Origin of the sequence: Pseudomonas sp. BF-B-30, from assembly GCF_019956305.1 — a bacterium.
GTDB classification, from domain to species: Bacteria; Pseudomonadota; Gammaproteobacteria; order Pseudomonadales; family Pseudomonadaceae; genus Aquipseudomonas; species Aquipseudomonas jessenii.
In genome coordinates this window covers 103819-122517 of record NZ_JAHBDG010000009.1, presented here as the reverse complement: position 1 = coordinate 122517, position 18699 = coordinate 103819, and the positions used below count along the sequence as shown (strand labels likewise).

Genomic DNA, 18699 nt, shown 5'->3' with positions numbered 1-18699 from the left:
GTCCTTCGCGTATGCGGAACCCATGATCGACAGGCCATCAGGGAGTAACGGAGCGGCTGCAAGCATCATGGCGCATGACATTACAGCAACGAGACTCTTGTTTTTAAAAAGCATGATTGCTTCCGTAGGAGGTTGATATCGCGTGACGTATGACGCGATATCCCTTGGACAGTTCAAGTGCCACGACAAACGGCTGGAGCACCCTCAGTCAACGGGAAGACGACCTTCCACACGTTAATCAAACGCACCGTCGAGAATTTCATAGACAAGCCCGGTGGCGAGCGCAACCAGGATCAGGTCCGTACCGACTTGCTGCCATTCGTAGCCATCGTAGTGGGGCAACCTGCCGACCAGCCGGCCATCCAGTTTTTTGGCGATGCCGGGTGGAAGCGGCTTGCCTCGGGCAAGGTTCTTTTGAATGCCCGGTGGCAAATCAGGCCCGGGGCTCCAGTAGCCCGTGTTCACGCCAATGATCTGGAGCACGCTGCTGCGGTTGATGCTAGGGCCATTGCTCCAGTCCCCACCGCCGGAATTCTTGTTCTTGTTGCCATGACTGCCCTGGTTGCCATGGTTGACCTTCCCGCCACCTTGGCCGTTACCGGGATCGGCCAGCGCCGTCGCCGAGCCGCTGATCAGGGTCAAACAGGTGATTGCTGCAATCAAAGATCGAGACCTGAACATGAGTCGCTCCTTCGTGGTGGGAAATGTTCCCTGAAATTTAGACGCTATTGACGTAGTTGGTTCCATCGAGTCACAGAGCCATGAACCGTCTGCGCTCATTCCCTCGAAGCCAGGTTTCACGTCCAGGCATTCGCTGCAACCTTCTTCGATGTGCATCCACGCTTGATACGTCGCAGATACTTCAATGCGTGGCGCTGTTTCCCGATTGTTACCTCAGCGCCGCAGTTGTCACTTCTGCGCCGCCGAACTGGCCAATAGAGTATGGCCGTCGGTGTGGAACAGGGTCGTCGACTTGTCGGCCCGCGTTGGCACCGATCCCCCCATCACGGAAGAGGTGAATCATGAGTTTCGTCAAAGTGGAAAAAAACCAGAGCAGCGCCCCGTCGGATGCCGACATGAAAAAAGCCATGGTCGAGTCGGGCGGCAAGCCGGGCGAGGTCACCGGGACCAATGCCGCCCGCACCCTGACCTACACCGGCGTGGTCAATCACACGGTGTACGAGAACAAGCTGATCGAGATCGCCAAGGGCAAACGCACCAGCTGGAACTTCGTCTGGGCCGATGCCCGGGCCGCCTGAGGTCAAGGCGGGGCGGCCGATCGGCTGCCCCGCTGACCCGGCCCCTGATACACCCCCGATACCCGCTTGTAACACCAAGACACTTAGCCGCCCTGCCCCTCGCCCCTAGAGTGAAGCCGTCAATGGACAGCAGCGCCAAGCGCCAGCAGCCCATTGTTTGCCCAACACACCACCAAGGAAGAAGGAAACCATGAGCAAATCAATCGCTGTCAGCCAACAGAGCCAGCAGCTTCACAATGATGTGCAAGAAGCCGTCAAGTCGATCATGGGTGCAACGCAACTGAAAGCGGCGGATTACGGCCGGGTACTGAGGTCGGCCCTGGCGGCTTCGCAAAAAACCGTCACCATCGAAATCGCCGCCGGCGACCTGGCGCTGCTCAAGAAGTCCGGCTACAAGCTGTGCTTTGCCAAGAAGGTGGGTGACGCCGACTACAACGTGGTCTGGCAGTCCTATGATGCTTACCTGAGCAACAACGAGTTCAGTTGGACGCCTCAATATCAGCTGTTTGCGTCCAACCTGTTCAAGGCAAATGTGCAGGTCAAAGTCTCGACCAACATCGTCAATATCGGCCTGGGGCAAACATCGACACTCGATGAGCACGGTCTGCTGAGTTCGGCGGTTACCGGGGGACCGAACATTTCCATAACCTTTGTAAATGACTACGACCCCATCCATCCGGGTATCAACCAGTTATCTACCGGCATTGATGGCAATCAGGTCAGCACCCCCATTTACGTTGCGGTGGATCAGGTGGTCACCGGTGAAACCGTACTGACGCCGGTGGAAACCATCCTCGTGTGGTTCGAACAAAACGTACAGACCAGCACCATGTTCAGTACCTCACGCTCCAAGGCGATCGAAATCGACTTGACGTTCGATAACACCGCAGGTCGCCTTTACGAAGGCGGTCAGTGGAAAACCGTGTAACCGTCATGCCGGGGCAACCTTGCGGTTGCCCTTTCACTCCTCTTTGCCCGCCGTGGCGAAGTAGCCCGTCAGCGAGCGACAGATCGACTGCGCGAGGTCCTCCTGGGTGGCGATGCCATGGGGTCGATCACGATCGAACTGCGCCGACCAGCGAATCCGCCCCTGCGCCACATCCACCAGGCGCAATGACGCTCGCACCCGCGAAGGCTCGACCCGCACGCTGCCCTCCAGGCAATAGCTGTAACGCCCGCCACGCTTGAAGTCCGGTACCGGCTCGCTGTTGCGTGCCACCCGCATCAACACATGATTGGTCCCGGTCTGCGCCTGCTCGAACGACTCGAACAGTCGGCAGCTCAACTCCTCGCACAAGCCCCGGGTAAAGTCATCGCCATCGCGGGTGAGGCAGGTAAACGGCTGGATCTGGACCACGGGATGGCGAGTGCCGACGCCCTTGGGCCGCAGCCGCTGATAGGTCAAGCGATAACACCCGGGTGGAATGCTGAAGCGCACCGGGTCCTGCTGGCCGTTGCCGGCGTAATGCGCTGCAAGTTTGCGCCGCAAGCGCCCCACCTGCACTCGCACCACCGGATCGTCGCCCGTGCAATACACTGCCGGGTCACGACGAAACACCGCGATGCCAATGGCGTGTTCGGTCAGCGGCGTATTGCAAGCCTGAAGGTCGTGCTCGACCAGAAAGCGCAACAGACTGCCCATGCGCCTGGATTTGGCAAACAACGGGCTGACCAGCAACAGCGCCAGCACCCGCTCGATTTCTTCCCGATCGAGCGGCTCGGGTCTCCCCGCCGCAGTCGAATCGGCCATGCTTTTGATCACCATCGCCTGCCTCCGTGCAGGTTGCCGACAGGAATGGATGTCGCACTCCGTGATTACCCTTGCAGCGTGAGCAGGAATGGAACTCGGGCACTGCAACGACCAAGCGTAGCAGCCGTGTTGATATCGGCAGGCAATTGCGATGGTAGCAACCCGCCATCCGACGAACGTTCAATCTTGACGTCTGGAAAATTTGTAGGACTTGTCCCTTTGTGGCGAGGGAGCTCGCTCCCGCTGGGCTGCGAAGCGGCCCTGATCCTTTGCAACTCATTTCCTCAGACCCATCGCAGTGCCCGGTTTTACGGCGGCAGAGCCGCCGAACGGGAGCAAGCTCCCTCGCCACAGGGGTCATTTGGCGTCCTACAGGCCGGTTGCAGCGCTGGAGATCGACACCTAATGTGCGCCCGTCGCTGACTTGAGTTGGCGACAGGGTTTCGCAGCCCTGTAGATACGTGTAGTAACCTTGCAGTCCATCAAGCCGATGACGGTCGCATCTGCGCCCGCATGTCGCTTTATGGTGGCTGTGTGTGGGAGATCTTCGGGTCTGCCGGGTTCCTCGTATCCTCGGTCTGCGAACCCGCACATAGCTACCACCCCATTCGAATCGCAGCGACCGGGAGTAGTTCTTCTTACAGATACGAGGAAGTTTTACTTATGACGACTAACAGTCCGCATCCCCGCTTCACCCCCATGAAACAAATCGCCACCAGCTACCCCGTCCTCCTCATCGACAGCGACGCCCCGCTGCGCGAGCTCCACAACTGCGCCGCCGAACGCCTCAACGCCGTCCTGCAATACCTCAACCTCATGGCCTGCACCAGCCTCCCCGACTACGCCGAAAACGACATCAACACCGTGACCAACATTTCGCGGATTCTGCTTCAGGATGTGCGGGATGTGTTTGGGGTGATCGAGCAGCGGGGGTTTGAGGGGCCGAAGAAGCAGTGACATTGTTCAAGCAAAAAAAAACCCGCATTTCTGCGGGTTTTCAATGGCCACCGTTCAGTTGGCTACAGCAGCCATCAGCAGACTGAAACGCGCAAAAACCGTTTTTGAGTAACGTCTAAAAAGTTCATCTACCCCGGCCGATTCATTTAGACTCGCCGTTGGCTCATGGGGCCGGGCCATGCCCGATAACGGATATCCAAGACAGCGGTTCATGAAAACAATAATTAGTTATTTGCGAAGTAGTTACTGGAAAAGATGGATCCGCAAACACAAATGCAAAGTGGCGGGCGGTTTATTGTCGCTGCACAAAAGATCAACACTGACCATTGAAGAAGGCGTGACGCTTGGGCATGTGGTCATAGAGTCAAAAAAGCTGGAAATTGGTGCGCATACTTATATCCGCAGTGACTGCGTCCTTTCGGCAGTCTCATCCATTGGCAGGTTTTGCTCCATTGGCAGCAGCTGTTTTATCGGCCAACAAAAGAGCTCGCATCCGTTGGACTGGCTCAGTTCACATCCCTTTCAATATACCGACACTGCGCTGGTTTACGACCCGGAGGTTGCGGACATCACGATTGGGCATGACGTCTGGATCGGCCATAGTGCGATGATCCTGGAAGGGGTGACGATAGGCACCGGCGCTGTCATCGCAACCCGCGCCCTGGTTGCCCATGACGTGCCACCGTACGCCATTGTTGCCGGCACCCCGGCAAAAGTTGTCAAGTATCGGCATACACCCGAGTTGATTGAGGCGCTGATCGACAGCAAGTGGTGGGAGGTTGATGTCGAGGTACTCAAGACATTACCGCTCAATGATCCGCAAGCCACTTTATCTCTGTTGGCCACCCTGCAGAAAGAAACGCGTGCCGACTACCAACAGATCGAAATAACCCGCAAAGGGTGCAGTATTTCGTCTTGAGCATTGGAAATGACCAACACTGCACATTCAAGATGCCCGGCCAAACCAGATTCAAATGATAAAAAAACCCGCATCAGAGGCGGGTTTTAACGGCTGGATCCTGATGATCCCTGCCCAAAAAGCGGTTATCAGAAGTTCGCCGGTGTGTTGGCGCTGATGATTTCCGCCTCATCCGCCCCGATATTGCGAAACCGGTGCGGCAAGGTCGTCGGGAAGTAATAGCCGTCCCCGGCGTTGAGCACACTCACCTGGCCATCCACGGTCAACTCCACGGTACCCCGGGTCACCAACCCACACTCCTCGCCTTCGGAATGCACGATCGGCTCTTCGCCCGAGCTTGCGCCCGGTGCGTATTGCTCGCGCAGCAAGCGCATCTGCCGGCTTGGCACGGACGCGCCGATCAGCAGCAGGCGCAGGCCATGGCGACCGAGGTCGGGCTGTTCGTTGGCGCGGAAGACGTACTGGTGTTCGCGCGGCGGCTGATCGAAGGTGAAGAAGTCGGCCAGGGACATGGGGATGCCCTCCAGCAGTTTCTTCAGGGAGCTGACGGAAGGACTGACCCGATTCTGTTCGATCAGGGAGATGGTTGCATTGGTGACGCCGCTACGCCGGGCCAGCTCGCGCTGGGACAGTTTGTAGCTTTCGCGTACTAATTTGAGTCGTGAGCCCGTGTCCATGACAGCCTTATGTGCCAACCCGTAGGAGCGAGCTTGCTCGCGATTGCGATCTGACCTTCAACATTGATGTCGACTCAACCAACGCTTTCGCGAGCAGGCTCGCTCCTACAGGGATAATGGAGGGGTGGAGTGCAGGCGCGGATCACGCCGTTTTCCGGTCCCGGAAACGTGAAAGGCGGCTATTAAATCACGTTTGTTCGTAATGCTCAGCAGGTTCGATAAACGGCTGGAAAAATAGCCATTTGCCACGAAGTTGTACAACCTGTGGGAGCGGGCTTGCTCGCGAAAGCGGTGTGTCAGGCGCCATCAATTTTGGCTGATATGGCCTCTTCGCGAGCAAGCCCGCTCCCACACGGGACCGCGGTGTTTCTGGTATTAAAAAGCCGGCGGCACCCTTTGGGGAGATGCCGCCGGCGAGGTAAAGCTTAGATCCCGAAACGGTCACGCAGCGAGTAGTACACCGCGCCGAGGGCGGTCAACGGCGCCGAGAAGGTACGCCCGCCAATCATCGGCATGTGCGGCAGCGAGGCAAACGCATCGAAGCGCTCGGCGTCGCCACGGATCATTTCCGAGATCAGTTTGCCGGCCAGGTGCGAACAGGTGACGCCGTGGCCACTGTAGCCCTGCATGTAGTAGGCGTTTTTCTCGATACGGCCGAATTGCGGCATGCGCGACATGGTCAGCAGGAAGTTGCCGGTCCAGCGGTAGTCGATCTTCACGTCCTTCAATTGCGGGAAGGTCTTGAGGATCTTCGGGCGGATCAGTTGTTCGATGTCGTCCGGCTCGCGTGCACCGTAGACCACGCCGCCGCCGTACAGCAGGCGGTTGTCGGCGGTCAGGCGGTAGTAGTCGAGCAGGTAGTTGCAGTCTTCCACGCAGTAGTTGTTGGTGATCAGGCTTCGGGCCTGCTTTTCAGACAACGGCTCGGTGACGACGATCTGCGAACCGCACGGCATGCTCTTGCTGGTCACGCGGTTGTCCAGGCCCTGCGGCAGGTAGGCGTTACCGGCGATCAGCAGGTACTTGGCCTTCACCACGCCTTTGGCGGTGCGCACGGTGATGGGCTCGCCGTAGGTGATTTCCACCGCCGCCGATTGCTCGTAGATCTTGCCACCCAGGCCGATGATGGCCGAGGCTTCGCCCAGGGCCAGGTTCAGCGGGTGAATGTGGCCGCCCTGCATGTCCAGCAGGCCGCCGACGTAGGCGTCGGAACCCACTTCGCGCTTGATGTCGGCCGCGTCGAGCATTTTCAGGTTCTTGTTGCCGTAACGTTCCCAGCTCTTCTTCTGTTCGGCCAGGCCCTTGAGTTGCTTTTTGTTCATCGCCGCGAAGATGCCGCCGGGGCGGTAGTCGCACTGGATGTCGTAGTGCTGTATGCGCTGACGGATGATGTCGGCGCCTTCGAAGATCATGCTGCCGAGGACTTCGGCAGTCTTGTCGCCGTAGCGCTCTTCGATGACATCGACGTCGCGGCTATAGGAGTTGACCAGTTGACCACCGTTGCGACCGCTGGCGCCGAAGCCGACTTTGGCCGCTTCGAGCACGGTCACGCTATAGCCCGCTTCGGCGAGGAACAGGGCCGAGGACAGGCCGGTGTAGCCGGCGCCGATCACGCAGACGTCGCAGTCCACCGCCCCTTCCAGCACCGGGAAATCGCCGGTGAAGTTGCGGGTGGCGGCGTAGTAGCTGTTTACATGTGCTTGTTTCATACAGTTCTCCGATGGCCGCCGACAGAGCCGGCGACCGTCGCTTTATTGTTATCAGAGCTTGATCCAGGTCGCCTTGAGTTCGGTGTACTTGTCGAACGCGTGCAGCGATTTGTCCCGACCGTTACCCGACTGCTTGAACCCGCCGAACGGCGCGGTCATGTCGCCGCCGTCGTACTGGTTGACCCAGACGCTGCCGGCACGCAGGCCACGGGCGAAGGTGTGGGCCTTGCTCAGGTTGCTGGTCCATACACCGGCGGCCAGGCCGAAGATGCTGTCGTTGGCAATCGCCAGGGCTTCATCGAAGGTGTCGAAGGTGATGACCGACAGCACCGGGCCGAAGATTTCTTCCCGGGCGATGGTCATGGCGTTGGTCACGCCGTCGAAAATCGTCGGTTCCACGTACTGGCCACCGGTGTCTTCGAGGGTGCGGCTGCCGCCGGCGATCAGTTCGGCACCCTGCTCTTTGCCGATGCCGATGTAGCGCAGTACGTTGTCCAGTTGACGCTGGTCGACGACCGCGCCGACGGTGGTCGCAGGGTCGAGGGCGTGGCCCGGTTTCCAGGCTTGCAGGGCTTCCACCAACAATGGAATGAACTGCTCGCGAATCGAACGCTCCACCAGCAAGCGAGAACCGGCAGTGCAGACTTCACCCTGGTTGAAGGCGATGCCACTGGCCGCCGCCTGTGCTGCCGCGCGCAGATCCGGCGCGTCGGCGAACACCACGTTCGGGCTCTTGCCCCCGGCTTCGGCCCATACGCGTTTCATGTTGCTCTGCCCGGCGTAGACCATCAGCTGCTTGGCAATCGCCGTGGAGCCGGTGAAGGCCAGCACGTCGACGTCCATGTGCAACGCCAGTGCCTTGCCGACGGTGTGGCCGTAGCCCGGCAGGACGTTGAACACACCTTTCGGGATGCCGGCATCCAGCGCCAACTGGGCGATGCGGATCGCGGTCAGCGGGGACTTTTCCGAAGGCTTGAGGATGAACGAGTTGCCCATCGCCAGGGCCGGGGCGAATTTCCAGCTGGCCATGATCAACGGGAAGTTCCACGGTACGATGGCCGCGACCACGCCGGCCGCTTCGCGGGTCACCAGGCCCAGTTGATCCTGGGGCGTGGCGGCGACTTCGTCGTAGATCTTGTCGATGGCTTCGGCGGTCCAGCGGATCGCGTTGGCGGTCGCCGGAATGTCGATGCTCATGGAGTCGCTGATCGGCTTGCCCATGTCGAGGGTTTCGAGCAGGGCCAGTTCTTCCTGGTTCGCCAGGATCAGGTCGGCGAAACGGATCAGGATACGCTTGCGCTCGGCCGGGGCCAGGTTGGCCCACACGCCGGATTCGAAGGTGCGGCGCGCCACGGCGACCGCTGCATTGGCGTCGGCTTCGTCGGTGCTGGCGACGTTCGCCAGGAAACGACCGTCCACGGGGCTGATGCATTCGAACGTCGCGCCGCTGGCGGCCGCGCAGTATTGGCCGTCAATGAATGCGCGACCTTCGATGGTTAGGGACTGGAAGCGCTGCTCCCAATCGCTGCGAGTGTTTGTCATGGTTGTGACTCGACGCAGGGGAATAGGTGGTCGCCGGATTGAACGCCAACCAATTACGACCTTGGAAATACGATCCCCTGTGGGAGCGGGCTTGCTCGCGAAGGCGATGTGTCAGTCGACATCAGTGTTGACTGTGCCGCCCTCTTCGCGAGCAAGCCCGCTCCCACAGTTGATCGGTGTGATCCGTCTTAAACGGTATGCAGGTACCAGTTGTACTCAAGGTCCGAGATGGAGTTCTCGAACTCGGCCAGCTCGCTTTCCTTGCACGCCACGAACACGTCGATGTACATCGGGTCGATGTAGCGCGCCATGACTTCGCTGTCGTCCAGCTCGCGCAGTGCGTCGCGCAGGTTGTTCGGCAGGCTCTGCTCGTTCTGCTCGTAGCTGTTGCCTTCCACCGGGGCGCCCGGTTCGATCTGGTTGGTCAGGCCGTGGTGAACACCGGCCAATACCGATGCCATCAGCAGGTACGGATTGGCGTCGGCACCGGCCACACGATGCTCGATGCGCACGGCGTCCTTGGAGCCGGTCGGTACACGCACGGCCACGGTGCGGTTATCGATGCCCCAGCTCGGCGAGTTCGGTACATAGAACTGTGCGCCGAAACGACGGTACGAGTTGACGTTCGGGCAAAGGAACGCCATCTGCGCCGGCAGGGTCTCGAGCACACCGCCGATCGCATGTCGCAGCGCGGCGTTCTGCTCGGGATCCTCGCTGGCAAAGATGTTGTTGCCTTCTTTGTCGAGAATCGAAATGTGCACGTGCAGACCGTTACCTGCCTGGCCCGGATACGGCTTGGCCATGAAGGTGGTGTCCATCTCGTGGTCGTAGGCGATGTTCTTCACCAGACGCTTGAGCAGGACCGCGTAGTCGCACGCCTTGATCGGGTCAGCCACGTGATGCAGGTTGACTTCGAATTGCGCCGGGGCGCTTTCCTTGACGATGGCGTCAGCCGGGATGCCCTGCTCTTTCGCGCCTTCGAGGATGTCTTGCAGGCAATCGACGTATTCGTCGAGGTCGTCGATCAGGTACACCTGGGTCGACATCGGACGCTTGCCGGACACCGGCGAACGTGGCGATTGCGGACGACCGTTCACGTTGTCCTGGTCGATCAGGTAGAACTCCAGTTCGAACGCGGCGCAGATGGTCAGGCCCATGTCGTCGAACTTGCGCACGATATTGGCCAACACTTCACGCGGGTCGGCGAAGAATGGCTCGCCTTCGATTTCGTGCATGGTCATCAACAGTTGCGCGGTCGGGCGCTTCTGCCATGGCTCGATGCTGAGGGTGCCGGGGATCGGGTAGCAGATCCGGTCGGCATCGCCGATGTCCAGACCCAGGCCGGTGCTTTCCACCGTGGAACCATTGATGTCCAGAGCAAACAGAGAGGCCGGCAGGTTGATGCCTTTCTCGTAAACCTTATGAAGACTGGTGCGCTCGATGCGCTTGCCGCGCACCACACCGTTCATATCCGCAATCAGAAGGTCGACGTACAAAACCTCAGGATGTTTCTTAAGGAATGCGTTTGCTTCGTTGAGTTGAACGGCACGCAGAGGGACCGACATGATGCACCTATTTTTTTACTGTTAATTATTATGTTCACCGCCCTTTCACGAGCCCAGTCAATCCGAAAGGCAAAGTGAAGTCAATAGCGAACACCTGGCCTTTCAACGTTTATTTTCGGGCCTCTCAGGGGGACGAGAGTGCCAGATACGCCCTCAAACACGCGTAAACCCTGAAGATCGGACGTGCGGCGTTTAGAATTTTTTACATGAGAGTTGTTAATTAAAATCAACAAGGCTAAGCTCCGGAAAAGCTCGTTCAAGTGTGAAACTTCGAGGTGATAAAAATGGCACTCAAGCCATTGATCGGCGTTACTGCGTGCGTCAAACAGATTGGCCTGCACCCCTACCACATCAGCGGTGACAAGTACTTGCGTGCTGTCAGCGTTGCGGCGCTGGGGCTGCCTGTCGTTATTCCTTCCTTAGGCGACCTGACCGAAATCGATGACCTGCTGCCGCAGCTCGACGGTCTGTTGCTGACCGGCTCGCCGTCGAACGTGGAACCCTTCCACTATCAAGGCCCCGACAGCGCCCCCGGCACGGATCATGATCCGGCGCGGGATGCCACCACCCTTCCCCTGATCCGCGCCGCTATTGCAGCGGGCGTGCCGGTGCTCGGCATCTGCCGTGGTTTCCAGGAAATGAACGTGGCGTTCGGTGGCAGCCTGCATCAGAAGGTCCATGAGCTGCCTGGCTTGCTCGACCATCGCGAGGCCGACCATCCGGACCTGGCCGTGCAATACGCCCCCGCCCATGGGGTGAATGTGCAACCCGGCGGTGTGTTCGAAGCGCTGGAGCTGCCTGCGGTGTTCCAGGTGAACTCGATTCACAGCCAGGGCATCGACCGCCTCGCGCCCGGCCTGCGCGCCGAAGCCGTCGCGCCCGATGGCCTGATCGAAGCGATCTCCGTCGAGCACAGCAAGGCCTTTGCCCTCGGCGTGCAATGGCACCCGGAATGGCAAGTGCTGAACAACCCTCCTTATTTGAGTATTTTCCAGGCGTTCGGCGAAGCCTGCCGGCAACGGGCGGCACTGCGTCACTCGAGCTGACGACCTGATATCCACATTCAACGATTGACTGCCCAACGCGAGCGGGCAGGCGCTTGTGCGTGCCCCGCTCGCGAAAACAACACACTGCAATAACAACAAGTACGACCAGGCAGCCAGGATGGCGGCGCCGAATAAACCCGACCGCAGTGCAATGCCGGTCAACCTGATGCAACCCCATGTGGGAGCGGGCTTGCTCGCGAAGGCGGCGACACAATCAACACAGCTGTCGCCTGACACACCGCTTTCGCGAGCAAGCCCGCTCCCACAGGGTCCTGCGTTGGACTGACGGACATCATCTGATAAGGGTTTGCAATCCACTATTAAGCCGGGCCGTGTTGGCCGGGCGACTGAAACCTGTTGGGAGTTTCACATGGCAAACGCCTCCAGCATCTACAGGAAGGCTCTTGAGGGTCACCAGGCACCGAAAAAGGTGTTGGTGAAAATCGATCGCGTCACCAAGAAGTTCGACGAAACCATCGCTGTGGACGATGTGTCCCTGGAGATCCACCAGGGTGAAATCTTCGCCCTGCTCGGTGGTTCCGGTTCCGGCAAATCGACCCTGCTGCGCATGCTCGCCGGTTTCGAGCGCCCGACCGAAGGCCGGATTCTGCTCGACGGTGTCGACATCACCGACATGCCGCCGTACGAACGACCGATCAACATGATGTTCCAGTCCTACGCGCTGTTCCCGCACATGACGGTAGCGCAGAACATCGCCTTCGGCCTCAAGCAGGACCGTTTGCCAGCGGCCGAAATCGACGCCCGGGTGCAGGAGATGCTGCGCCTGGTGCACATGACCCAGTACGCCAAGCGCAAGCCGCACCAACTGTCCGGCGGCCAGCGTCAGCGCGTGGCCCTGGCCCGTTCCCTGGCCAAGCGTCCGAAGCTGCTGCTGCTCGACGAACCTATGGGCGCACTGGATAAAAAGCTGCGTTCGCAGATGCAATTGGAGCTGGTGGAGATCATCGAGCGCGTGGGCGTGACCTGCGTGATGGTGACCCACGACCAGGAAGAGGCCATGACCATGGCCCAGCGTATCGCGATCATGCACCTGGGCTGGATCGCCCAGATCGGCAGCCCGGTGGACATTTATGAAGCACCGGTCAGCCGCATGGTCTGCGAATTCATCGGCAACGTGAACGCCTTCGACGGCACCGTGGTCGAGGACCTGGAAGGTCACGCGATCATCCACAGCCCGGATCTGGAGCAGAAGATCTACGTCGGTCACGGCGTCAGCACTTCGGTGCAGGACAAGTCGATCACCTACGCGATCCGCCCGGAAAAACTGCTGGTCAGCACCGTCAAGCCGGATAACCGCTACAACTGGTCCGCGGGCAAAGTGCATGACATCGCCTACCTGGGCGGGCACTCGGTGTTCTACGTCGAACTGCCTGGGGGCAAGATCGTCCAGTCGTTCATGGCCAACGCCGAACGCCGTGGTGCGCGTCCGACCTGGGACGATCAGGTCTACGTGTGGTGGGAAGACGACAGCGGCGTGGTACTGCGCGCATGAAAACCTTCAATCAGCAATTCCTGAGGTGGGTCCCCAGCGGGCGCAAGTTCGTCATCGGGATTCCGTTCATCTGGCTGTTCCTGTTCTTCATGTTGCCATTCTTCCTGGTGATGAAGATCAGCTTCTCGGAAGCAGCCCTGGCCATTCCGCCCTACTCGGAGATCTACACCTTCGCCGAGCAGAAATTCCAGCTGTTGCTCAACATCGGCAACTACACCCTGCTGGGCGAGGATGAGCTGTACCTGTCCGCCTACCTGGGTTCGTTGAAGGTGGCGTTTTTCAGCACCGTGATGTGCCTGGTGATCGGTTTCCCGATGGCCTACGCCATCACCAAGGCCAGCAAGGAAGCGCAGAACGTGCTGATGCTGCTGATCATGATGCCGACCTGGACCGCGATCCTGATCCGCGTTTATGCGTGGATGGGCATCCTCAGCAACAACGGCCTGCTCAACGGGTTCCTGATGTGGACCGGGCTGACGTCGCACCCGATCGAGATCCTCAACACCAACATCGCCGTCTACATTGGCGTCGTCTATGCATACCTGCCGTTCATGGTGCTGCCGCTGTACGCCAACCTGGTCAAACATGACCAGAGCCTGCTGGAGGCCGCATCGGACCTGGGTTCGAGCACCTTCAACAGCTTCTGGAAAATCACCGTGCCTTTGGCCAAGAACGGCATCATCGCCGGTTGCATGCTGGTGTTCATTCCGGTGGTCGGTGAGTTCGTGATTCCGGAACTGCTGGGCGGCCCGGAAACCCTGATGATCGGCCGTGTGTTGTGGCAAGAGTTCTTCAACAACCGCGACTGGCCAGTGGCGTCCGCCCTGGCGGTGGTAATGCTGTTGATCCTGATTGTGCCGATTCTGCTGTTCAACCGCAGCCAGGCCAAAGAGATGGAGGCACGGGGATGAAACGCTTCGGATTTTCAAAGTTCATGCTGATTTTCGGCCTGTCGTTTATCTACCTGCCGATGCTGATTCTGGTGATCTACTCGTTCAACGCCTCAAAGCTGGTGACGGTGTGGGGTGGCTGGTCGATCAAGTGGTACGCCGGTTTGCTCGACAACAGCCAGTTGATGGGTTCGGTGCTGCGCTCGCTGGAAATCGCCTGCTACACCGCGATTGCGGCAGTCGCACTGGGGACATTGGCGGCGTTCGTCCTGACCCGCGTCACACGCTTCAAGGGCCGCACGCTGTTCGGCGGCCTGGTCACCGCGCCGCTGGTGATGCCTGAAGTGATCACCGGCCTGTCGCTGTTGCTGCTGTTCGTGGCCATGGCGCAGTTGATCGGCTGGCCGATGGAGCGTGGCATCGTCACGATCTGGATCGCCCACACCACGTTTTGTGCCGCCTATGTGGCGGTGGTAGTCTCCGCCCGCCTTCGCGAGCTGGACCTGTCCATCGAAGAAGCGGCCATGGACCTGGGTGCGAAGCCGTTCAAGGTGTTTTTCCTGATCACCATTCCGATGATCGCGCCGTCACTGGCGGCCGGCGGCATGATGTCGTTCGCCCTGTCGCTGGATGACCTGGTGCTGGCGAGCTTCGTGTCCGGCCCGGGTTCCACGACCCTGCCGATGGAGGTGTTCTCGGCGGTGCGTCTGGGCGTCAAGCCCGAGATCAACGCCGTGGCCAGCCTGATCCTGTTGGCAGTGTCAATCGTGACCTTCATGGTCTGGTACTTCAGCCGCCGTGCCGAAGCCACCCGCAAGCGCGCGATCCAGGAAGCCATGGACCAGACCGCCAGCGAATCCTGGCAGCAACCGAAAAAGCAAATGGCAGAAGCGACGGCCTGAGGCCGCCCCTGTAGGAGCGAGCTCGCTCGCGATGGACGTCAACGATGACGCGGGCTACCTGAATTAACGCGGCGTCCTTGAGTTTTTCGCGAGCAGGCTCGCTCCTACAAGGGAGCGCGCAAGCGTTCCAGCCACAAATGTTTGCCGTGTGATCTTGAAAAAAATGGAGTTGTACCGATGAAAATGTTTGGCAGGACTCTGCTGACACTGTCCTTATTGGGCGCAATCGCCACCGGCGCCCAGGCCAATGACAAGGTTCTGCGCGTCTATAACTGGTCGGATTACATTGGCCCGGATACCGTCAAGAAGTTCGAGGACGAGACTGGCATCCAGGTGACCTACGATGTCTTCGACAGCAACGAAACCCTTGAGGCACGCCTGCTGGCGGGCAAATCCGGCTACGACATCGTCGTGCCGTCCAACAGCTTCCTGGCCAAGCAGATCAAGGCCGGTGTCTATCAGGAACTGGACAAGTCGAAGCTGTCGAACTGGAAAAACCTCAACCCGGTGCTGCTGAAAAACGCCTCCGCGAGCGATCCCGACAACGCCCACGCCATCCCGTACATGTGGGGCTCGATCGGCATCGGCTTCAACCCGCAGAAGGTCAAGGAAGTGCTCGGCGCCAACGCCCCGACCAACTCCTGGGACCTGCTGTTCAAACCGGAAAACGCCGAGAAGCTGAAAGCCTGCGGCATCAGTTTCCTCGACTCGCCGACTGAAATGATCCCGACCGCCCTGCACTACCTGGGCTACCCGGTGAACGATCAGGACAAACAGCACATCGCCGAAGCCGAGGCGCTGTTCATGAAGATTCGCCCGAACGTGGCGTACTTCCATTCGTCGAAATACATCTCGGACCTGGCCAACGGCAACATCTGCGTGGCCGTCGGTTACTCCGGCGACGTGCTGCAGGCCAAGGCCCGCGCCCAGGAAGCCGGGGACAAGGTGAAGATCGACTACAGCATCCCGAAAGAAGGCGCCGCCAGTTTCTACGACATGCTCGCCATCCCGCGCGATGCCGCCAACGTCGAGAACGCGTACCTGTTCATGAACTTCCTGATGCGCCCCGACGTGATTGCCGACATCACCAACAACATCGGCTACAGCAACGCGAACGCTGCGGCCACGCCACTGGTCGATGAAGCGATCCGCAACGATCCGGGCTCCTACCCGCCGGAAGCGGTGATGGCCACGCTCTATGCCGTGCCGGACCAGCCGATTGCCGTCCAGCGGATCATGACCCGTGGCTGGACCAAGGTGAAGTTGGGCCAGTAATCCAGAACACCACCTACCTAATGTGGGAGCGGGCTTGCTCGCGAAGGCGTCAGGTCAGTCGACATCTCTCTTGAATGTGCCGGCCTCTTCGCGAGCAAGCCCGCTCCCACAGTTGATCGGTGGGGTTCAACATTTTCCGTTCACGCAGCGCCTTACCACCGCTGCCTCTCCTGCAAGTAGAACGGCCTCACCTGGCTCCCTCGGTTCAGGTGAATTTTGGCGCCCTCGGGCGCCTTTTTTATTGGGGATCGATCAAAGGCCATTCGGCCAGCGCCCGATAGCGGCCCTTGTGGGATTCGAACAGGGTGAACCGGTCGGCACGCAGGAGGAATTCCGGCGCCGTTGCGGACTCCGGCACCGGTGCCCGATACTGCCGTGCCAGGGTCAGATGCGGACGGTATTCCCTTGGCGCTTCCTCCAGCCCGAACGGCAACATCGCCTGTTCCAGGGCGTACACCAGGCGTAACAATGCCGGGGGCGCCTGCTCCGGTGCGAGCACCAGCGCCCCTGCCCTGCGCCACACGTCCAGCCGATCCAGCACCACCGTCAAACGCTCGCCCGGTGTACGGATCGCCGCCGCAGCGGTACAGATATCGGCAATCTGCGCCGCGCCCACCGCCCCCAAAAACTTCAGCGTCAGGTGAAAGTTTTCCGCCGGCACCGGCCGTCCGTTGCGCAGTTGCAGCGCACTGCGCCACTGCGCTATCTCCCGGCGCTGGGCCGGGGCGCAGTTCAGCGCAAAGAACAGACGCTTGAACGGCTCGCGGGATTCGTCGTTCATGCCGGGCACCTCGTGGGAAGACTGCCTGAGTGTACCCAACACTCGCGTACCGACCAGCGCATTTCTGGCATCGTGGGGCAGGCGCGTTATAGTTTTAGCATCCCGAAAAACCGGAGGGGGCCATGCGACAGATCATCAGCAAGGAACCATGGTGGGCCAGACCGCCCGAGCCCGGCCAGGATGAACTCAAGCTGGAATGGGGCTGGCTGGTGCACTACAGCGAAGGCGAGCCGCGCTTCGAGTTCATCCGCGAGCGGCCGACGGACGACGAGATCCGCCATCGAAAGAGTTGCAGGATCACCCCGACGCCGGAGTGATCCCGCGTGCGGCGTCAGGCCTGGAAGAGCAATTCGAACCCGCCGTACACCATGCGCTGGCCATCGAAGGGCATCGGATTGACGTCCGGCTTCATGCGCGGGTCCTGCATCATCTTGTCCATTCCGGCATTGCGCCTGGCCTTGTCCGGCCAGACGATCCAGCCAAAGGCAACGGTTTCGCCTTCCTTGAGCTTCACCGACATTGGAAACGAGGTGACCTTGCCTTCCGGGACATCCTCGCCCCAGCATTCGACCACGCTCAAGGCACCGTTTTCCTTGAAAATCGAGGCGGCGATTTCGGCGTGTTTGATGTATTGCTCACGGTTGGCGGTAGGTACGGCAGCAATAAAACCATCGACATATGACATGAGTATCTCTCCTTGGGTCATGGGGTGTTCTGCTGGGTAGTCGATTGCGCTGGCGTCCAATCGACAGCGCCGGTACTCAAACCGACCGGTGGTTCAGTACTCACCGCCAGGCTGCCTTCGATCTGCCCCGCCATGTAAAGCGTGCCAGCCATGACGCCGGTGGTCGGGTTCTGCACCAGTTTGAGCCAGGCCTTGTCGAAGGTATTGCCCAGGCTGCTGCGGATCAGCGCCTCGCTGTCGGGCCGGTCATTGGCCTGAATCAGTGCGCGAATGCCCGCCACCCCTATCGTGATCAAGCCACCGGCGAGTCTCCCGGCTGCCGCGGCCACGGCGCTGGCGGCCCCGCGCGGGGCCATCTCGGCTTCCATCCGCCGGCTGGCGCGCCTGGCCACCGGCGCCATCGCGGTGTCGGTCGAGCCCACCCCCTTGTCGCCACCGGCCTTGTGGATTTTGTCGACCAGCGCGGCGAAGGCCGGCAAGGTGTTCAGCGATTCGGTGTGCACGATCTGGTACAACGAAGCGTCCCGCGCCGGCGGCGGCCCGAGGGCGATGGCCGGGATTTTCTGGATGCGCCCGTTGAGCTGGGCCATCGGCACGCCGTGGCGGGTGGAGATTTTCTGCAGCTCTTCCTTGAGGATGTCGACGTAGAACGCCGCTGCCAGACCGAGAATCGCATCGGGATCGACTTCCAATGCCGCCGGGGCCAGGACCTTTTCCTGATAGGCTTCGAGCAGGTACGCCGCCAGGCGTTTTTCCGATGCGTCCTGCTCACCCCTGGCGCTGAGGGTGTACCAGCTGACCTTCACCGACAGCCATTCCTGGGTCCAGTAGCTGCTGAACCACGGAATGAAATTCTGTTCGGTCAACTCATAGACCCGTGTACGCCAGTACTCCATGGCGCCGCGGGCATAGATTCTGGTCTGCTCGGTGGCTGACTGCGACGCAGCGACGATCTCCCGGTCCACTTGCTGCCAGGTGCTGGCGGGAACGATGACTGGCGCCACTTCCACCGGCGCACGCGGCGGTGTGGCGCACCCCGCCAACACCACCAGCACGGCGACGATCAGCGAACGCAGGCTCAAGATTGCGACTTCCCGCAGTGTGCACCGGACGAAATGCCCGATACTCGAAACCATCGGTTTAAGTATAGGTGGCTGTGCCCTTGAGGCCGCCTTCGCGAGCAAGCCCGCTCCCACCTTGGTTGGCGGTGAACCTGTGGGAGCGGGCTT

19 protein-coding genes are annotated in these 18699 nt (G+C 60.1%); 10 read left to right on the top strand and 9 right to left on the bottom strand.

What is annotated here, in order from left to right:
* Nucleotides 1–234 precede the first annotated feature (234 nt).
* Complete coding sequence (locus tag KGB29_RS06040) at nt 235–681, bottom strand: anti-virulence regulator CigR family protein (protein WP_090456156.1); 447 nt, start codon at nt 679–681, stop codon at nt 235–237.
* 341 nt (nt 682–1022) lie between these two features.
* Here KGB29_RS06040 and KGB29_RS06035 point away from each other — a divergent pair, with 341 nt between their 5' ends.
* Together KGB29_RS06035 and KGB29_RS06030 are read left to right on the top strand one after the other, a co-directional pair.
* Nucleotides 1023–1259: a hypothetical protein gene (locus KGB29_RS06035; RefSeq protein WP_090456158.1), complete on the top strand. Its 237-nt coding sequence runs from the start codon at nt 1023–1025 to the stop codon at nt 1257–1259.
* A 190-nt stretch (nt 1260–1449) separates the two neighbouring features.
* Entirely contained in the window at nt 1450–2187 is a 738-nt protein-coding gene (locus KGB29_RS06030; protein ID WP_150814404.1) for a hypothetical protein, read from the top strand.
* Between the two features lie 33 nt (nt 2188–2220).
* On the opposite strand, the gene KGB29_RS06025 is transcribed toward KGB29_RS06030, so the two are convergent.
* On the bottom strand, nt 2221–3024 hold the full coding sequence (locus KGB29_RS06025) for a hypothetical protein (RefSeq protein ID WP_150814403.1): 804 nt from the start codon (nt 3022–3024) through the stop codon (nt 2221–2223).
* 648 nt (nt 3025–3672) lie between these two features.
* On the opposite strand from KGB29_RS06025, the gene KGB29_RS06020 reads away from it, so the two are divergent.
* A complete protein-coding gene (locus KGB29_RS06020; RefSeq protein ID WP_150814401.1) occupies nt 3673–3966 on the top strand; it encodes a fructose-bisphosphate aldolase in 294 nt (97 codons plus the stop codon).
* Between the two features lie 211 nt (nt 3967–4177).
* Nucleotides 4178–4885: a CatB-related O-acetyltransferase gene (locus tag KGB29_RS06015; protein ID WP_150814443.1), complete on the top strand. Its 708-nt coding sequence runs from the start codon at nt 4178–4180 to the stop codon at nt 4883–4885.
* Nucleotides 4886–5013: 128 nt separating this feature from the next.
* Here the strand turns inward: KGB29_RS06015 and KGB29_RS06010 are convergent, their stop codons facing one another.
* The 4 genes from KGB29_RS06010 to KGB29_RS05995 all read right to left on the bottom strand — a co-directional run bounded on the left by KGB29_RS06010 (nt 5014) and on the right by KGB29_RS05995 (nt 10378).
* The gene (locus tag KGB29_RS06010) at nt 5014–5562 is read right to left on the bottom strand and encodes a cupin domain-containing protein (RefSeq protein WP_007975263.1); all 549 of its coding nucleotides are present in this window, start codon (nt 5560–5562) and stop codon (nt 5014–5016) included.
* A gap of 425 nt (nt 5563–5987) precedes the next feature.
* Nucleotides 5988–7271 (bottom strand): NAD(P)/FAD-dependent oxidoreductase, encoded by a 1284-nt coding sequence (locus KGB29_RS06005; protein WP_150814400.1) that lies wholly within the window; start codon nt 7269–7271, stop codon nt 5988–5990.
* 51 nt (nt 7272–7322) lie between these two features.
* Nucleotides 7323–8813, bottom strand: a complete 1491-nt coding sequence (locus KGB29_RS06000) for an aldehyde dehydrogenase (RefSeq protein ID WP_150814399.1) — start codon at nt 8811–8813, stop codon at nt 7323–7325.
* A 188-nt stretch (nt 8814–9001) separates the two neighbouring features.
* Nucleotides 9002–10378 (bottom strand): glutamine synthetase family protein, encoded by a 1377-nt coding sequence (locus KGB29_RS05995; protein ID WP_090456168.1) that lies wholly within the window; start codon nt 10376–10378, stop codon nt 9002–9004.
* Nucleotides 10379–10662: 284 nt separating this feature from the next.
* Between KGB29_RS05995 and KGB29_RS05990 the strand changes: the two genes are divergently transcribed.
* The 5 genes from KGB29_RS05990 (at nt 10663) to KGB29_RS05965 (ending at nt 16004) form a co-directional block, all read left to right on the top strand.
* Nucleotides 10663–11424, top strand: a complete 762-nt coding sequence (locus KGB29_RS05990; RefSeq protein WP_150814398.1) for a gamma-glutamyl-gamma-aminobutyrate hydrolase family protein — start codon at nt 10663–10665, stop codon at nt 11422–11424.
* A 370-nt stretch (nt 11425–11794) separates the two neighbouring features.
* Nucleotides 11795–12937: a polyamine ABC transporter ATP-binding protein gene (potA, locus tag KGB29_RS05980; RefSeq protein ID WP_102672777.1), complete on the top strand. Its 1143-nt coding sequence runs from the start codon at nt 11795–11797 to the stop codon at nt 12935–12937.
* Entirely contained in the window at nt 12934–13848 is a 915-nt protein-coding gene (locus tag KGB29_RS05975; RefSeq protein ID WP_150814396.1) for an ABC transporter permease subunit, read from the top strand. Before potA ends, KGB29_RS05975 begins: the two co-directional genes overlap by 4 nt.
* Entirely contained in the window at nt 13845–14729 is an 885-nt protein-coding gene (locus tag KGB29_RS05970) for an ABC transporter permease subunit (protein WP_090456174.1), read from the top strand. Before KGB29_RS05975 ends, KGB29_RS05970 begins: the two co-directional genes overlap by 4 nt.
* Nucleotides 14730–14906: 177 nt before the next feature.
* On the top strand, nt 14907–16004 hold the full coding sequence (locus tag KGB29_RS05965) for a polyamine ABC transporter substrate-binding protein (RefSeq protein WP_150814395.1): 1098 nt from the start codon (nt 14907–14909) through the stop codon (nt 16002–16004).
* 238 nt (nt 16005–16242) lie between these two features.
* Here KGB29_RS05965 and thpR read toward each other — a convergent pair whose 3' ends face one another.
* Nucleotides 16243–16785 (bottom strand): RNA 2',3'-cyclic phosphodiesterase, encoded by a 543-nt coding sequence (gene thpR, locus KGB29_RS05955; RefSeq protein ID WP_150814394.1) that lies wholly within the window; start codon nt 16783–16785, stop codon nt 16243–16245.
* 122 nt (nt 16786–16907) lie between these two features.
* Here thpR and KGB29_RS05950 point away from each other — a divergent pair, with 122 nt between their 5' ends.
* Entirely contained in the window at nt 16908–17102 is a 195-nt protein-coding gene (locus KGB29_RS05950) for a hypothetical protein (RefSeq protein WP_150814393.1), read from the top strand.
* Nucleotides 17103–17116: 14 nt separating this feature from the next.
* Here the strand turns inward: KGB29_RS05950 and KGB29_RS05945 are convergent, their stop codons facing one another.
* Together KGB29_RS05945 and KGB29_RS05940 are read right to left on the bottom strand one after the other, a co-directional pair.
* On the bottom strand, nt 17117–17470 hold the full coding sequence (locus KGB29_RS05945; protein ID WP_102671872.1) for a DUF1428 domain-containing protein: 354 nt from the start codon (nt 17468–17470) through the stop codon (nt 17117–17119).
* A 17-nt stretch (nt 17471–17487) separates the two neighbouring features.
* Nucleotides 17488–18552 carry a hypothetical protein gene (locus KGB29_RS05940; protein ID WP_154947727.1) on the bottom strand — a complete coding sequence of 355 codons (1065 nt, stop codon included), beginning with the start codon at nt 18550–18552 and terminating at the stop codon, nt 17488–17490.
* Nucleotides 18553–18699 lie beyond the last annotated feature (147 nt).

Coding starts and splice junctions, on each gene's coding strand:
- KGB29_RS06040 (WP_090456156.1), bottom strand. CDS start 681: ATGTTCAGGTCTCGATCTTTGATTGCAGCAATCACCTGTTTGACCCTG.
- KGB29_RS06035 (WP_090456158.1), top strand. CDS start 1,023: ATGAGTTTCGTCAAAGTGGAAAAAAACCAGAGCAGCGCCCCGTCGGAT.
- KGB29_RS06030 (WP_150814404.1), top strand. CDS start 1,450: ATGAGCAAATCAATCGCTGTCAGCCAACAGAGCCAGCAGCTTCACAAT.
- KGB29_RS06025 (WP_150814403.1), bottom strand. CDS start 3,024: ATGGTGATCAAAAGCATGGCCGATTCGACTGCGGCGGGGAGACCCGAG.
- KGB29_RS06020 (WP_150814401.1), top strand. CDS start 3,673: ATGACGACTAACAGTCCGCATCCCCGCTTCACCCCCATGAAACAAATC.
- KGB29_RS06015 (WP_150814443.1), top strand. CDS start 4,178: ATGAAAACAATAATTAGTTATTTGCGAAGTAGTTACTGGAAAAGATGG.
- KGB29_RS06010 (WP_007975263.1), bottom strand. CDS start 5,562: ATGGACACGGGCTCACGACTCAAATTAGTACGCGAAAGCTACAAACTG.
- KGB29_RS06005 (WP_150814400.1), bottom strand. CDS start 7,271: ATGAAACAAGCACATGTAAACAGCTACTACGCCGCCACCCGCAACTTC.
- KGB29_RS06000 (WP_150814399.1), bottom strand. CDS start 8,813: ATGACAAACACTCGCAGCGATTGGGAGCAGCGCTTCCAGTCCCTAACC.
- KGB29_RS05995 (WP_090456168.1), bottom strand. CDS start 10,378: ATGTCGGTCCCTCTGCGTGCCGTTCAACTCAACGAAGCAAACGCATTC.
- KGB29_RS05990 (WP_150814398.1), top strand. CDS start 10,663: ATGGCACTCAAGCCATTGATCGGCGTTACTGCGTGCGTCAAACAGATT.
- potA (WP_102672777.1), top strand. CDS start 11,795: ATGGCAAACGCCTCCAGCATCTACAGGAAGGCTCTTGAGGGTCACCAG.
- KGB29_RS05975 (WP_150814396.1), top strand. CDS start 12,934: ATGAAAACCTTCAATCAGCAATTCCTGAGGTGGGTCCCCAGCGGGCGC.
- KGB29_RS05970 (WP_090456174.1), top strand. CDS start 13,845: ATGAAACGCTTCGGATTTTCAAAGTTCATGCTGATTTTCGGCCTGTCG.
- KGB29_RS05965 (WP_150814395.1), top strand. CDS start 14,907: ATGAAAATGTTTGGCAGGACTCTGCTGACACTGTCCTTATTGGGCGCA.
- thpR (WP_150814394.1), bottom strand. CDS start 16,785: ATGAACGACGAATCCCGCGAGCCGTTCAAGCGTCTGTTCTTTGCGCTG.
- KGB29_RS05950 (WP_150814393.1), top strand. CDS start 16,908: ATGCGACAGATCATCAGCAAGGAACCATGGTGGGCCAGACCGCCCGAG.
- KGB29_RS05945 (WP_102671872.1), bottom strand. CDS start 17,470: ATGTCATATGTCGATGGTTTTATTGCTGCCGTACCTACCGCCAACCGT.